The sequence below is a fragment of the Rubneribacter sp. genome (assembly GCF_965361815.1).
Genome location: NZ_CBDTNW010000175.1, coordinates 19,039 through 35,238 on the forward strand (window position 1 = coordinate 19,039; position 16,200 = coordinate 35,238).

9 protein-coding genes are annotated in these 16,200 nt (G+C 63.5%); 7 read left to right on the forward strand and 2 right to left on the reverse strand.

Annotated features, from left to right (window positions below; genetic code table 11):
• Positions 1-48: 48 nt before the first annotated feature.
• Positions 49-1,584, forward strand: coding sequence for a response regulator transcription factor (locus tag ACWKY3_RS12740; RefSeq protein WP_449316769.1), 1,536 nt, complete (start codon positions 49-51; stop codon positions 1,582-1,584).
• Between the two features lie 70 nt (positions 1,585-1,654).
• Here ACWKY3_RS12740 and ACWKY3_RS12745 read toward each other — a convergent pair whose 3' ends face one another.
• Complete coding sequence (locus tag ACWKY3_RS12745) at positions 1,655-2,368, reverse strand: sulfite exporter TauE/SafE family protein (protein WP_449316770.1); 714 nt, start codon at positions 2,366-2,368, stop codon at positions 1,655-1,657.
• Positions 2,369-2,456: 88 nt separating this feature from the next.
• Between ACWKY3_RS12745 and pxpB the strand changes: the two genes are divergently transcribed.
• From pxpB to ACWKY3_RS12775, 6 genes are all read left to right on the forward strand, one after another.
• Positions 2,457-3,185 carry a 5-oxoprolinase subunit PxpB gene (gene pxpB / locus ACWKY3_RS12750; RefSeq protein WP_449316771.1) on the forward strand — a complete coding sequence of 243 codons (729 nt, stop codon included), beginning with the start codon at positions 2,457-2,459 and terminating at the stop codon, positions 3,183-3,185.
• Between the two features lies 1 nt (position 3,186).
• Positions 3,187-4,440 carry a 5-oxoprolinase subunit C family protein gene (locus tag ACWKY3_RS12755; RefSeq protein WP_449316772.1) on the forward strand — a complete coding sequence of 418 codons (1,254 nt, stop codon included), beginning with the start codon at positions 3,187-3,189 and terminating at the stop codon, positions 4,438-4,440.
• A 26-nt stretch (positions 4,441-4,466) separates the two neighbouring features.
• Positions 4,467-4,943 (forward strand): acetyl-CoA carboxylase biotin carboxyl carrier protein, encoded by a 477-nt coding sequence (gene accB, locus ACWKY3_RS12760; RefSeq protein ID WP_449316773.1) that lies wholly within the window; start codon positions 4,467-4,469, stop codon positions 4,941-4,943.
• A gap of 13 nt (positions 4,944-4,956) precedes the next feature.
• Complete coding sequence (gene accC / locus ACWKY3_RS12765) at positions 4,957-6,306, forward strand: acetyl-CoA carboxylase biotin carboxylase subunit (RefSeq protein ID WP_449316774.1); 1,350 nt, start codon at positions 4,957-4,959, stop codon at positions 6,304-6,306.
• 129 nt (positions 6,307-6,435) lie between these two features.
• The gene (locus ACWKY3_RS12770) at positions 6,436-7,275 is read left to right on the forward strand and encodes a putative hydro-lyase (RefSeq protein ID WP_449316775.1); all 840 of its coding nucleotides are present in this window, start codon (positions 6,436-6,438) and stop codon (positions 7,273-7,275) included.
• A gap of 444 nt (positions 7,276-7,719) precedes the next feature.
• Entirely contained in the window at positions 7,720-8,481 is a 762-nt protein-coding gene (locus ACWKY3_RS12775) for a LamB/YcsF family protein (RefSeq protein ID WP_449316776.1), read from the forward strand.
• 76 nt (positions 8,482-8,557) lie between these two features.
• On the opposite strand, the gene ACWKY3_RS12780 is transcribed toward ACWKY3_RS12775, so the two are convergent.
• Entirely contained in the window at positions 8,558-15,799 is a 7,242-nt protein-coding gene (locus tag ACWKY3_RS12780) for an IdeS/Mac family cysteine endopeptidase (protein WP_449316777.1), read from the reverse strand.
• Positions 15,800-16,200 lie beyond the last annotated feature (401 nt).

The window sequence follows — 16,200 nt, forward strand, 5'->3', positions numbered from 1 at the left end:
GGAGAAATGCCGTATAGTGATCCTGGAGGAAAGAGCGAAGGGGAATCCATGGGCATGGGGAAAACCGAGGTGCTTGCCCGCAGCTGGAAGCAAGCGGCCGCGTCCGTCAACACGCCGTTCGTGTTCGGCTTCGCCGCCGCGCTCGCTTGGATGTCCACGTTCTACTCCGCCGCCTCGGTCGACGCCAGCGGGGCGGGCGTCACGGGCGACGCGGCCTCCGACGCCTACCTCGCCTCGCTCGCCATCATCTTCGTCGTCGATGCGGCAGCCGCCCTTGCGCCGAAAGCCATGCTGCGCGCCGTCGAGATCGCGGGGGGCTTGGGCCTTAGCGCGACGATGGCGATCGGCACGCTCATGCTCGCCGGGTCGGGCCTGGTCAACCTCGACCCGTCGGTGCTCTCGCTCGGCGGCACCCTGATCGCGGGCGCGGCGTCGGCGCTGTTCCTCCTCCGCTGGGCGTTGGCGTTCGGCGCCATGCCCGTGAGGACCATGTTTCCCTCGCTCATCCTGGCCTACATCCTCTCGAGCGGCATCAACGTCATCATGCCGCTCTCGAACGTCTACACGGTGACGGGAGTGTCCTTCGTCCTGCCATTCGTCTCGCTCATCTGCCTGAAACGCGGCGAGCGTCATCTGGAGCAGGGCTGGTTCGCCCGCTACCACGCCAATCAGCCCGGCGCGTGCGGCGCCACTGCGCCGCACGCCCTGCGCGCAAACGCAATCGCGGAAACGTTTCCCCGGAACATGCTCGCAAAGCTTTGCGCGGCGTTCATCCTGTGGGCCTTCGTCAACCGCATGCTGCGCGGAGAGTACGACGCCATCATCGGCCACGGTTCGTCCGCCTCGTTCGCCATCGCGCATGCGCTGGCCACCATCGCCATCACCGTCATCATCGCGGGCATCATGTGCCTGTTCCTCGCGAAGCCGGGGCGCTTCCGATTCGAGCACGTCTACCGGGTGTTCTTCCTCTTCTCGCTCATGGGAGCCGTCATGTTGCCCCTGGCCGGCAACGGGACCGGCGCGCTTTTGGCCTACGCGTGCAACACCGCCGGCTACCAGATATTCTGCATGTTCATGTGGGTGATCATCGCCGCCTCGTGCCACGACTATCCCGCAAGTGCCGTGCGCTTCTTCGGCATCACGGGCGGATCATGGTCACTCGGCGCCCTCGGCGGAACGCTGCTCGGCACCCTGCCCCGCCTTGGGCAGGCGCAACCTTCGGACGCAGCGGGCCCGGCGTTCGTGATGGCGGCCGTCATGGCGTTGGCGCTGTGCTACGCGCTCGTGTTCACCGAACGCGACGCGGGACTGCTGGCCGACATCATCCCCTCCAAACATAAAACCCCGTTCAAAGACGTCTGCCGCGCCGTCGGCGAACGCGCCAAGCTCACGCCGCGCGAACTGGAGGTCATGACGCTTGTAGCGCAGGGCCGCAACTCAACGTACATTCAGGAAAAGCTCTTCCTCTCCCGCAGCACCGTCCAAACGCACCGCATGCACCTCTACCAAAAACTCGGCATCCACACCAAGGAGGAGCTGCTCGACCTGCTGGAACGGGAGCGAGCCGCCCTGCGCGGCCGCTGAGCGCCGCCGCAACCCGCGCAACCGGCGTGGGCCGCCTGCCCCGCGCTCGCCCAAAAGCGCACGCCACCTCCTAGCTCGTCACCAGAAGCACCGTGCCGATGCACAGCAGCAAGACGTACGTGAGGCGCAGAAACTTCTCCTGGCTGATGCGCTTTTGCAGCTTGTTGCCCAAAAACGTGGCCACCACGGCCAACGGAACGCACATCGCCACCATCTGCAGCACGTCTCCCGTGAAATGTCCCTGCCGAACCGCGATGAGCGCGTAGATGAGGTTAAGCACGCCCCACGTGGCCGAAAGCGTGATGCGGAACTGCTGGCGGTCGCGCAGCTTCTGCACCGCGTAGATGACCAGCAACGCGCCACCCGACACGAACATGCCCTGAATAAGCCCGGCCAGCGCGAGCACCGCCCACAGCGCCCACTCGGGCAAGAACTTCTGCTGGCGCACCAGCAGGTTCTTCAACCCGATGGCGATGATGACCGCTCCGTACACCTTCAGCAGCACGTGCAGCGGCATGAGCGTGTCCAGCCAAATGCCCACCACCATGAACACCATCATCGTGCCCACGATCTTGCCCAGCTCCCTCCACTGGATGTCGCGCCAGTTAAGCGCAGCCAGAAGCCCGCACGCGAAAAACCCCATGGCGTTGAGGATGGCCACGGTTGGCGCCAGCCCCAAAAGCGTCGTGCCCACCGGCATGGCGAAGATGTTGCCGGCGAATCCCGTGATGGCTTGTACCGTATAGGCGAAGAAGAACGCCGCCAAGAAGAGTGCTTTTTCCATATGTGCTACAATCGGTCCCTACCCTTAAACGAACAATTCATCAGTGTAGCATCACCCGATGCGTCCACGTGCCACAGAACGGATCGACATGGCGGGATTCACCATCACCATCGCGGGCGACTCGGCCCTCAACCTCGAGTTCGCCAGCAGCATCTCCGCGGAAACGAGCGCTCGCATCCGCCTGGCCGCCGAAAGCCTTTCCGCCGACCCTATCGACGGCATCACGGAGCTGGTGCCCACGTTCTGCTCGCTCATGGTGTACTACAACCCGCTCACCGTCACCTTCGACGAGCTGTCGGCCAAGCTGCGCGGCAAGCTGCGCGACGTGGGCGACGCCGATCTTTCCGTGCGCAAGATCGTGCCCATCCCCGTGTGCTACGGCGGCGACTTCGGCCCCGACCTGCCCACGGTGGCCGCGCACGCGGGCCTGACCGAGGACGAGGTGGTGGCCCTCCACACCGGCCGCGACTATCTCATAGACATGCTGGGCTTCTTGCCGGGCTTCGCCTACCTGGGAGGATTGGACGCGCGGCTGCACACCCCGCGCCTAGCCGTACCGCGCACGCGCATCGAACCGGGCAGCGTGGGCATCGGCGGCGCGCAGACGGGCATCTACCCGCTGGCCTCGCCCGGCGGTTGGCAGATCATCGGCCGCACGCCGCTCAAGCCCTACGATCCCGACCGCGCCGAACCCATCCTGTACGCGGCCGGCGAGTACCTGCGCTTCGTGCCCATCACGCCGGAGGAGTACGCGGCCATCGAGGCGCAGCTGGCCGCCGACACCTACTCGTACGGCATCTTCGTGGAGGGCGAGTAACATGGGCTTTGTCGTGAAGAAACCCGGCGTCATCACCACCGTCCAGGACGGCGGCCGCTTCGGCTACCAGGGAAGCGGCTTCTCCACGAACGGCGTCATGGACCGGCGCGCCTACCGCATGGCGAACCTTTTGGTGGAAAACGACCCGAACGATCCCGTTCTGGAGTTCGCCCTGGCAGGCCCCACCGTCCGCTTCACCACGAACACCATCTTCGCCATCACCGGCGGGGACTTCTCGCCCACCTTGGACGGCCAACCCGTGCCCGCGTACGCGGCCATCATGGCGCGGCGCGGATCCATCCTGCGCTTCAAGGCGTCGCGAATCGGCTGCTACGGCTACCTGGCCATCGCCGGTGGCGGCGTGCAGGTGCCCGAGGTCATGGGCAGCCGCTCCACCAACCTCAAATGCGAGTTCGGCGGCTGGCGCGGAGGACCCCTCTCGCCCGGCGACTACCTGCCGTTTTCCACCAAGAGCATGGACTTCCTGCCCAACTTAGGGTCGCATCGCATCGACGGCGATGACGAGTTCTACCAGTTCGACCGCAACGAGATCACCGTGCGCGTGGTGCCGGGCCCGCAGGAGGACATGTTCACGGACCGGGGCGTCGAAACGTTCTACAGCCAGCCCTTCACCGTCACCCCGAAGTGCGACCGCATGGGGTACCGCCTGGACGGCCCTGAAATAGAGACGAAGAGCGGATCGGACATCATCTCCGACGGCATAGCGTTCGGCGCCGTGCAGGTGCCCTCGCACGGACGGCCCATCATCATGCTGGCCGACCGGCAGACCACCGGCGGCTACGCCAAGATCGGCACCGTCGCCACCGTGGACATCCCTCGGCTCGTGCAGCGCGCACCGGGGAGCAAAGTGCGATTCCAGCCCGTCTCGGTGCAGGAGGCCCAGCGGCTTTTGCGCGAGGAGGCGCAGCTGTTCGAGCAGCTGGCGCTCAAAGTGCGCAGGCCCAGCGCCGACGGCATCTCGCCGCGCCGCACAGCCCGCCGCCTGGCCCCCATCCTGGAAGAGCAGGCGCGCCGCTGCCAAGCCGACACCCTCTGGATCAACCGGGCGAGCCGCGCCGAACGCGTGGGCAACCGCAACGACCTGAAGCCCCGCCCGCCCGAACCCAAAGCGTCGCATCCGCCCACAGCAGGCCAGACGCACCCACCAAAACCCGGCGCGCAGCGCCCATCCGCAGCCGACGCGCCGCATCCGCCCGAATCCGGCGCGCAGCATCCCAGCACCCCGACGGCATGAGCGAACGAAACACGCGAGGAGACAGCATGAACACGAACGCCATCGAAGAACTGATCGCCATCATGGACAAGGCCGAGCTCACGGCCCTGCGCGTGGACGATGGCGAGCTTAAGATAGAGCTTGAGCGCAACCACGGCCCCCTCTCGCCCTCGGCGCTGCCCCTCATGGCCGACCGCGTGAGCGCGCTTCTGGCCGGCAAGACCGAAAGCCACGAGGCGGCGGCGGTGGAAAGCAGCGACGACGACCAGTCCGTCTTGGTGCGCAGCCCCATGGTGGGCATGTTCTACGTGGCGCCCAGCCCTGATGAGGACCCCTTCGTCAAAATCGGGCAGGAGGTGCTCTCCGGCCAGACGCTCGCCATCGTGGAGGCCATGAAGATGATGAACGAGATCACGGCCCCCGCCCCCGGCGTGGTGGTGGAGGTGCTGGCGGCCAACGGCACGCAGGTGGAGTACGATCAGCCGTTGTTCCGCATCGCCACCGCCGTCGGCGAGCACGCGTAAGGCGGCGCGCGCCATGTTCGAGAAAATCCTCATCGCCAACCGCGGCGAGATAGCCGTCCGCATCATCCGCGCCTGCCGCGCCATGGGCATCCAGACGGTGGCCGTGTACTCCACGGCCGACAAGCACTCGTTGCACGTGTACCTGGCCGACGAGAGCGTGTGCATCGGCCCGCCGGCCGCGCGCGACTCCTACCTCAACATCGCCGCCATCCTGTCGGCCGCGAAGGGAACGGGCGCGCAAGCCATCCACCCCGGCTACGGCTTCCTGTCCGAGAACTCCACCTTCGCCAAGCTCTGCCGCGACAACGACATCGTGTTCATCGGCCCCTCTCCGGAGGTCATCGACCGCATGGGCAACAAGAGCCAGGCCCGCAAGACCATGATGGAGGCCGGTGTGCCCGTGGTGCCCGGCACGAAAGACCCCGTGCACACCTCCGACGAGGCGTTGGAAGTGGCGCGCGGCATCGGCTGGCCCATCATGATCAAGGCCAGCTCGGGCGGCGGCGGCAAGGGCATGCGCGTGAGCCTGGACGAGCGCGACTTCGCCGAGCAGTTTTCCATCGCCCAGCGCGAGAGCGTGAGCGCCTTCGGCGACAACACCATGTACCTTGAGCGCTGCGTCATGAATCCGCGGCACGTGGAGGTGCAGATCATCGCCGACACCTACGGCACCGTGGTGGCGCTGGGCGAGCGCGACTGCTCCGTGCAGCGCAACCACCAGAAGATGATCGAGGAAAGCCCCTCGCCCGCGCTCACCGACGAGGTGCGCGCCCGCATGATGGACGATGCCGTGCGCGCCGCGCAAGCCGTGGGCTACACCTCGGCCGGCACCATCGAGTTTTTGCTGGACGACCAGCTGAACTACTACTTCATGGAGATGAACACGCGCATCCAGGTGGAGCACCCCGTCACTGAAATGGTCACGGGCACCGACCTTGTGCAGGAAATGATCCGCGTGGCGGCAGGCGATCCGCTCACGTTCACCCAGGAAAGCATTGCCTACCGCGGACATGCCATCGAGTGCCGCGTGAACGCCGAGCAGCCCGAACGCGGTTTTTTGCCCTCGCCCGGCACCATCTCGCAGATGCACCTGCCCGGCGGCAACGGCGTGCGCGTGGACACCGCCGCCTACGACGGTTACGAGGTGTCGCCCTACTACGATTCCATGATTGCAAAAATCATCGTCCATGGCCGCGACCGCACCGAGGCCATCGCCAAAATGCGCACCGCCCTGGAGGAAATGGTGGTGGTAGGAGTGAATACCAACCTCGACTTTCAGTACGCCATCTTGGAAAACGATACCTTCGCCGCCGGCACCGCCGACACCAGCTTCATAGAACGCTTCCTCAAAGGCGAGGTGTAGGGAAGGCTCTTTGTCGAAAAAGAAACGATTTTGAAGTGTCATTTGGCACCTTGGAATCGCTTCCTCCACCGCACCGCCCCCAACCCGAACGTGCGACAATGGGCGCGCATTCAAGAGAAGGAGCCTGACATGACGAACACCCCTGCCCCCGCAAAGCCCGAAGGCGTTACCGACGACGTGTGGGCGCAGATGTTAGCCGCATCACCCGCCGAGGCGCGCCGGATCATTCGCACAGGCGCGTTCGCAGCGCCGACGAGCGGATTGTGCCCCGGCTATGCGCAGGCGAACCTCATCGTGCTGCCGCGCGAGCAAGCCTACGACTTTTTGCTGTTCGCCCAGCGCAACCCCAAACCGTGCCCGCTGCTCGAGGTCACCGACACGGGCGCGCGCGAAACCTCCATCTGCGCAACAGACTGCGATATTGCCACCGACTTCCCGCGCTACCGCATCTACGAGCACGGCCAACTGGTGGCCGAGGTGGATAACGTTGCGCGCTACTGGCGCGACGATTTGGTGTCGTTCGTTATCGGATGCTCGTTCTCGTTTGAAAGCGAACTCATAGAAGCCGGCATCGAAATCCGCCACAACACCTTGGGCTGCAACGTGCCCATGTACCTCACGGGCGTGCCATGTGTGCCCGCTGGCAGCATGTCCGGCAACATGGTCATGTCCATGCGCCCCATTCCCGCAGACCAGGTGGTGAAAGCGGTGCAACTCTCCGGCGCTATCCCCAAAGTGCACGGCGCGCCCCTGCACATCGGCGACCCGGCGGCCATCGGCGTGCGCGACCTGGCGCATCCCGAGTTCGGCGATCCGGTGGACGTCCGCGAGGGCGAAGTGCCCGTGTTTTGGGCCTGCGGCGTCACACCCCAGTCCGTCGTCATGAACAGCAAGCCGCCCTTCGCCATCACCCACGCTCCCGGCTGCATGCTCATCACCGACACGAAGAACATCGACCTCAAGGAATAATCAAGCGGCACGCAGACAGACGGACAGGCGCATCCCCCTGCGTCGGCGATTCAGGATAAAGCCCAAATTGCCGACGCAGGGGGATGCGCGAATGAAATCCAGATACGCCGTCGTCTTGCGCGCACGCAGCGTTCACGCGCCCGGATTGCCGTCCGGCTGGCGAGAAATCACCGAAATCGGAAAATTTTCACCCCTCAGAGCATTCGATTCGGCGAAACTGCGCTCAGCCACCAGGCATTATGGTCGAATCTCGCATTCTTGTCGGCAAAAGCGCCATCGCATCTTCCGACTTCGGTGATTTCTCGCCAGCCGGACGGCAATCCAGAGCTCGAGGGGTTTCTCCACCCCCCCCCTCCATCGCAAGACCCGTCAACCAGAAACGTCCGCCGCGCCAGACGAAGGTATACAATAGCAAGCAAACGAACGCCAAATGAAAGGCCATCGATGTATCGCATAGATCTGAACAGCGATTTGGGAGAGAGTTTCGGACGCTACACGCTAGGGTTGGACGACCAGATAATCCCGCTTGTGTCCAGCGCGAACATCGCGTGCGGCCAGCACGCGGGCGACCCGGTGGTCATGCGCAAGACCGTGCGCATGGCAGCCGATGCAGGCGTCGCCATCGGCGCGCATCCCGGCTATCCCGACCTGCAAGGTTTCGGGCGGCGCGACATGAGCCTCTCGCCAGATGAAGCCTACGCTTACCTGCTTTACCAGATAGGCGCGCTGCAGGCGTTCTGCACCGCGCAGGGCGTGCGCCTTGCGCACGTGAAGCCGCACGGCCAGCTGTACAACCGCGCAGCCGTGGATGCGGAACTGGCCGCCGCGCTCGCCCAGGCAGTGCACGACGCGGACCCAAGCCTTGTGCTCGTGGGGCTGGCGAACGGCGCTCTTGTCGATGCGGGGCGCGCACAGGGTTTGACCACGGCCGAAGAGTTCTTCATGGACCGCAACTACACCGACGAAGGCCGCCTGGTCAGCCGCAACGACCCCGCTGCGCTCATTCGCGACGAGGAGCAGGCCATCGAACGCGTGAAGCAGGCCATCCGCGACGGCGCCGTCCTGTCGGTGACGGGCAAACTCGTCAATCTGCATGCCGACACCGTCTGCATTCACGGGGATTCGCCCACCGCGCTCGCCTTCGCCGCCCGCGTGCGCCGCGCACTCGAAGAGGACGGCATTGCCGTCAAGCCCGTGAGCGCGTAGGAGCGCCATGCGAACGGGGCCCCGGAATCTTCGGGACCCCGTTGAAAAGCACAGCTATGCTGCGCGCCGTTGTCGGCTAACGGCGCAGCTTGCGACGGACAATCGCCACACCCGCCGTTGCCGCACCCGCCGTTAGCGCTATCACTGCTGTTGCCAGCGCTAACGGATCGCCCAACTTAGCCAGCGCTGCCGCCGGCGCATCCGATTTCACTGGCGGGGCGGCCAAAACGCCCGTCTCGTTTCCGCCGCCTGCGGCATCGTCGTCTTTTGGCGTCGCGGGCACATTCGCATCCTGCTTCGGCTGTTCGGCCACCACGCGCACCATGGCCGAGCCGGCAACCGCCTCGTAGTTCGTCGCATCGTCGGGCGTAAAGCTCCAGAGCATCTCGTGTGCGCCCTCTGCCAGCACGGCCGCAGGCTCCACCCACTTCAGCGTCCCCGGTACATCCGCCCCCGTTACGGGATGCGCGAACGTTCCCGTTGGCACAACGGAGGACAGCGGATCGCCCAAGCGAACGTCACCGGAACCGGTCACGTCCTCCACGGCAACGGGCACCGCCTTCACGATGGTGCCAACGAAGGAAACCGGAGCCGCATCCTCTGCCAGCGTGTAGTTTGCCGCAGCAGCGGTTCCCAGCAGGCGCACGGACACATCCGAAACCGGCTTGCGCGACCCAACGTTGGCATCGGCGTAGACGCCCGCACCCTCGAAGTCAACGCCCGCCTCTAGCCGCTCGCCAGCAACCAGGTTGTCAAACGAAGCCGAGGCCACCGGGGCAACCGTCGAGCCGTCGTAGGCGCGCGTGACAATAGAGGCCGCCGTCAGGGAGATTTCACGCGCGCTGATGCCGCCCGTTACCCGGCCCTCCACCGAAACACCCGCACGGGCCTTCCCCAAGGCAGTGTAGTTTGAAGCGCGGTCGCCCACCAGCACCACGTCCGAGGCAACCACCGTGCGCTCGCCCGCCGTCGCGCTCGCAAACGCGAAGCTCCCCGCCTCGGCCTTCACCGCATCGCGGTCGGCCGGCAGCAGGCCGTCCATCCCCACTTCCACAGCAAGCGTGTGCCCCTCCGGCACGGCCATGGTGCCGTCGTACACCTTCGTCGCATCGCCGATGAGCGTCAGCGTCACCGGCGCAGGTTGCACCGTCACGGATGCCACCCCATGGGCGGGCTGGTAGCTCATCGTATCGGAGGGTGCGAACGTCCAACTGGCCTGTTTTGAACCCGCATCGAAAAGCACGCTCGGATCATCCCATGCAAGCACGCCCTCAACGGGCTCCTTCGTCACCGGATCAGCGAACGTCCCCGCAAGCGACGATGCGGAAAGCGCCTGGCCGTACGTGATTGCCCCCGCAGCCACATCCGCAGGGAAAGGCGTCGGGCGGTTGGCGCTTTTCACGTCAACCGTCACCGTCACGTCGGCGAAGTTTTCCGATGAGTACACCGCGGTCACGGTTCCCAGCGCCCCTTCGCTTTCCGACGCAACCTTCTGCACCGACAACGTCAGCAGTGCGCCGTCCAAGAAAGCCGGTGCGCTCTGCGCGTCATAGTAGCGCGCATCCACCTGCACGTCTTCCAGCCGCCACGAGCCGTCGCCCCACTCCATGCCGCCATTCAGCGAGGGCAGCAAACCGGAAAGGTCAAGCTTCGCGTCGTAGGCCACGCCGTTGAGCAGCGCCAGATTGCCAGCTGGGGCCAAGGGAGCCGTCGCCCGCGTGATGGACGCCGGCATCTCCGCCGAAGCAGGCACGCTATACCACCCGGCCTCGGCACCCTGCAGCGTCACACCTTGGGCGACAATCTTCGACGCACGCGCAACATCGGCAGCATCGTAGGCGAGCGAGGCCGCCACGGCGCTCACGTTGTCGCTGTCTTGCACTTTGCCCGTCACCTCAACCTGCGTGCCCTGCGGCGCCGCCACGGTGCCGTCGTAGATCTTCGTCCCTGGCCCGGTTACCGCACTGTCCAGAGGCTTTTTCTGCAAACTTGCCGTGCAGGTAGCATCTGCGGCACTATGGCCGCCGTCTCCTTCAAAACTCGCTTCCACGGTGTTGTTGCCCACAGCCAGCGCCTTGTCTTTGGTGTCATAGACGAACCGCGCTTGCGTCTGACCGTCTTCCACAATCATGGTAGCCAGCCGTTTCCCGCCTACCGACAATTCGACACGACGGTTGCCCGTTGCCGTGCTGTCTGCCGACGCCAATTCCACCACGAATTCAACCGAATCGCCGTACATCGCCTCCGTTGGCATCACCGATACGGAAAGGTTCGACTGTCCTGTAATGCTCGCGGTTGCCTCGCACGTTGCCTGGGTCAAGGCGTAATTGCACGCCACCGGGCCATCCGCCACCAGACGCACCGTCACGTCCGCCTTCTTGTTCAGGCCAACGCTCGCGTCTGCAAACGCTGCCGAAACCGCATAGTCCTTATCGCGCACAAGTGTCTGACCAGCCACCAAGCCCTCGAACACCACCTCCGACACAGCTGCATCCGTCGTGCCATCGTAGACCTTGTCCTCTACCGACGCGCTCTTGACGTTCAGCTGCGCCTTGGCAATGCTCCAGTCAATCTGCTTGGCGTCCGCGGAGTCGTCGTTCCACACATATCCTGCGTTCAGTGTTGCCGTGGCGGTGTGCTGCCCGGCGTTTATGGCCGATCCGCCCGTAACCGCATACCCGGTTCCTCCCGCAACGCCCACCTGCTCCTTGCCGCTGTACACCAAGTTCGCTACGGCCACCGGTGCCGCAACACGCATCTTCACCTGGAAGGTTTTCGTTGCCGTGCCGGTGTACGCACCCATGCCCGCAACAGTAACGGTCGCCGTGCCTGGGGCGGCATTGTCTGCATACGACACCGTGTAATCGATGTTCTTGGAAAGGGGCGTGCCGTTCAAAACAACCGTCGGTTCAGGCTCTGCCGTGGCGCCCTGGTCGATGATCACCAGGTCGGGCACCGTGATAGTTGCCTGAGCAACGCTCGGTCGAGGCGCTACTATTTGCTCGGTGGAGATTGTCGTCTTAGCGCTCGCGTTCGACTCGTTCCAGTTTTCATTTCCAGGATACTTCACGTAGAAGTCGTAGCTGGTGCTTGCGCTTAAACCGGAGAAGCGGTTCGACGTCTGCCAGACGATTGCGTCGGCCCCCGCACCCACAGCCGTGTACCCATACAAGGCATGTGCGCCCGACTGCGCACTGGCGTCCACCTTGGCCACCGTGATGCTGGAAGCGGTCGCACCCGCCTTGGAAGGTGCGGCGGGCGCACTCTGGTCGGCCTTTGCGACATTGGGGTACACCTGCACCGTCATTGCGGTTCCGTCTACCGTGTTCGTTGGTGTGAACGTTGCCGCATAGCCGGTGGTATTACCCGCGTTGGGCTTGGTCGAGCTGTCGGCCCATGCCCAGGTGCCAGGCACCTCGGTGCCGCCCTTGGTCACTTTGCCACCCGTCAGCTTCATGTCTTGCAGTGCTTGCCCATACGTACCCGATGCGGTGGGAACCGCCTCCACCACCTGTTCATCTACCGTTGCAGCAAGCGTGGTGACGCTTTCGTCCTGCCGGGGACCCTCTTTATAGTTCTCCGTCTCAGGATATTTCGCATAGAACATGTACTGCGTATTCGGAGCAAGCCCCGTGAAAAGCGGTGACCCTTGCCACGCTATACTGCTGGAGGCTGTATCCCATATGCCATACAGAGGCATCGCCCCGCTGTACGCGTTCGCGCGAGGCGTGAACTCAACCCACGTCGACCCCTTTTTCGCACCGATCAGACTCACGTATCCCTGACTCGCCTTCTCAATTGTTGGCACCACGGGCACCACCAGCTCGGCGTACGTGCCAGCGGAAGGCGTGAACACCAGCTCATAGGCAATGCCGTCGGACACGCCGGGCACTTTGTTAGAATCGCTTCCGCGCCAACGCCACGTGCCGGACACCTCCTCGCCCGCGTACGTGGGAAGCACATCGCCCGTATCAAGAGTCAAGTCAATCAGCTTGTCGCCGTACGTGCCCGACGCCGTGATAGCGCCGTTCCACGTCAAGGCAGGCAGCGATCCCTCGCGTACAATCACCGTCGCGCTCACCTGGGCTACCGCATCGTTTTCCCCTTGCGGCGTGTAGAAAAACTCCAGGCGATGGGGACCTTCGCTCAAAGTATCGTATGAAGCAACGGTCACCTGCGCCGTTCCCTGCGCCACCGAAGCCGATCCCAGCTCGTTGCCGTCGGCATCCACCAGCCTCACCGTTCCGTCGGCAACGCTCTGGCCGCCCTTCTGCACGGTCACGTCAAACACCAGCGCTTCACCGCGCGCCACCGTCACATTCTCGGGCGATGCGCTTAAAGCGTAGGCATCGGCCGAGACGGCAATGGTGTAGTCTGCATTAAACCACGAGGCGGCCGCGTTCGTTTCAAGCGCATAAAAACCCGCGCGCTCGCCCGCAAGGGCAACCACGCGCGCGGTGTGGCTTCCGGCCGTTTGCGCACGTCCCCCTTCAACCACCAGTTGCACCTTGCCCTCATCGGCCGGCAGGCAAACGCCGCTGCCAAAGGCCGCAACAACTTCCAAGCCGTCTCCCTCTGTGCGATCCTGGGTGTTAGACCAGGTGATATGCGACTTCGAGATAACTTTCGGCCCCATCCACAGCGTGATGGGCTGTTCAACCTCATGGCCCTTTCCGTCGTTCCACCAAAGCGTGGCGTCGTTGCCGCCAATCGTCAGGCCCAGATCACCCGCAGAGGGGTTGAGGGTGACAACGGCAAAGCCTTTGTCGCTCCATCGCGCGGAAACAGTTTTGCCGCTGTCAAGCCGCAGCTCAACCGTGCCCTCCTGCGAGGCAACGCCGTTGCTGGTAGCCGCTATTGCCACATCAACGCTCTGCCCGTACGAAAACGCGCAGTCGCTTGCATCAACCGACAGGCGCAGCAAGGGAGTATCGCCCGCTTGATCAATTGCGCCGCCACCAAGCGCCGCATACGCATCCTCGTCGCTGGTGAAATACCTATCGGCATCGCCTGCAGCCGCGTCGCCCGAAGCAAGGAACTGGCCGGTCGCACCATCTTTGAGCGACACGCCAATGCCGGTGGTTGTGAGGTTTTCGGTATGCAGGTACGCGTCACCCGTGGTATCCACCAGCACGTTGCTGGGCGCTCCGTCATCAGTGTTGTCTGCGATCTGAATATTGTCGGCCAGCGTCACCGCGCCATCAACGCACAGCACGCCGCCACCTTGAGCACAGTTGCCCGACACGGAGTTGTTCGACACCTCTCCACCGGCAAGCTTCACCGTGGCGCCCATCGTGTAGGCTGCCACACCACCGCCGCCGGCGTAGTGCAACTCGGATCCGCCTTCTAGGCTCACGCTGTTGTTTGTGATAGAGCCGCCGTTCATGGTGAACACGCCGCCAATACCGCATGCCACGCCACCACCGGCGTTCGTGGAGGTGTTATTCGAAATGCTGCCGTCGTTCATGACAAAGGTGGCACCCGTCACATACACGCCGCCGCCTTTGCCGTACTTCATGGTGGCATCGGCCTGGTTATTGGATAGGGAGCCGCCGTTCATGGTGAACAGCGCGTTGTCGCGCACCCACACGCCACCGCCATTGGTTCCACGGTTGCCGGTTATCGCCCCGCTCTCCAGCACCACCTGCGTACCTGCGCCCTGCACCAGCAGACCGCCCGGCATGGTGGCACCGCCGTTGCCTCCCGTGATAGTGCCATTGCCCTTAATCACCACTTTGAACGCATCGGTGCCGCCCTGAGTGCCCGCAACCAGCACCGGGCCATCGGCACCCGTTATGGCATGACCGCCCAAATCAAGCGTCACCGAGCGGTTGATCGCCAAACTCTCGTTCGCGTCCAAGGTTATGTCTGCAGTAAGCGTTATGGTACCAACATTCGCATCTTGCAGCGCGCTCACCAGGTCCGCCCGCGTGCCCACCGATCTGGTTCCACCCGCCTGAGCGTCAGGTGTGCCAGGTGTTGTGGGGGCCTCCGCAGAAAACTCGTCCGGATGCTCGCGATAATACGCTTCCCACACATCCTGGCCGAGGGCAAACGTTGTCAAGCGCTCTACGTTCGTACCAAACTCCGCTCCCTGCGACCCCACAACACGCGTGGCATCGCCTTCGTATAGCACGCGCATTTCCGTGATGCGGGCTGGCTCCGTATAGAGAGGAGCAGTCGCGTCGGCGCTGTTGGCAATGTAGATGCGATCAATAAACCCGTCATCGCCCCAGTGCGCACCCCAAATGGTCATGGCGTGATCTGCCATTGCCCACCCAATGCCCTTGCCATTCGCAAATGCGTCTGAGACAGCTTCGTTAAACGCCTGCTTCGTCATCGCGGAGCCGACTTGCCCCCACGTCAGCACCTTGCCATCGAACACCTCTTTGAAGTAAGCTCCGCCGCCCGAACTTTCCGTGGCACCGTTCACAAACCAGGCGAGGGCCTGCAGGGGGCTGTTGCCCTGATCGGGGAAGTGTTTTCTGAGTTCTTCCAGAAGAGAGCTCTTGTTGTAATAATATGGACTCGATCCTGCAGCCGGAACTTCCTCATAGGTGACCTCGCCGAGTTTATTGGCGCCTCCATTCCAGCGACTCACGTATTCCCAGTTCTGATCAAGCCACCAATGCATCAGATTCGAACCCGATGCCGCCCAGCACAAGTTGTAGTTGTACTGAGAGGTGTCGTACCACCCCGAGTCATCGTTGCGCCCCATGCCGTTTGTCGGACTCTCGGGAACCTCCACACCCCGCACCCACTGCGTTGTGCCGGCAAATTGGGGAGAAGCCCCACCGAACGAGAAATCGTCGGTAGACCAGTCGATCCGCAGCACAATATCCTGATCTGGCATGGTGAAAGAGTGCTTGGAAACCTCGCTTAACGTCACGTTGTAATACCGATCCAGCGAGCAGTTGTCCCTTTGGAAGAAAGGCATGCGCGGCAACACCACCGTTTGTCCGGGCTTCGCGTAGATAGGAGGCGGATTCCCCACGCCGCCATTGCCGTCAAAGGTAATAGTGCGCACATCAGACGCATCAGCCCATTGGGCATACAGCGTTTGGGAATCATTCAGCAAGTAGGTGCCGCCGTCGATGATGCACACGTCCCCGTTTTGTTCATACGACCAGCCAATAAACACTTTGCTGCCGTTGGTGAAAGTGGCAAACGGAATATCAACCTGGTTTTGCCCGCTCGCAGGAGGCGCAAACGACACCGGATCCATGCTTCCCGTGCCGCCGTTAGCATTGAAGGTGAGGGTATTTGCAACCGCAGGAGAAGCTCCAGACGGTCCGTCATCGGCCCACGCGATAGGCATCAGGCCAAACGTTAGCATCACCGCTAACAGCAATACGCGCGCACAGCTCCCTACACCAACAAGGCTCCGTTTCCTCAACCGAGTCTGCCTGCAAGCCATATCCCGCTCCCGTCGCATCAGCCGCGGGCACTCCCGCGTCATACCGTGCGCCGTACGTATTTCAAACGGCGAACGTCCTGATTAATCGTCGCTATTCACATCTCAATAGCTTGAAAGGACAGGATACCCCCTCCCAATATGGGAAATCAACAGAAAATGGGGGATGAACAGGAACAAACGCAAGGGGGAACAGGGGGTAGATAAGTTTCGCGCGCAAGAAAAAGGGGCCCCTCGGGGCCCCTCGGCGCGGGAAGCGCCCTGCGCGAGCGCGACGTCCTGCCCTCCCGCGGCCGGGGCCGCAG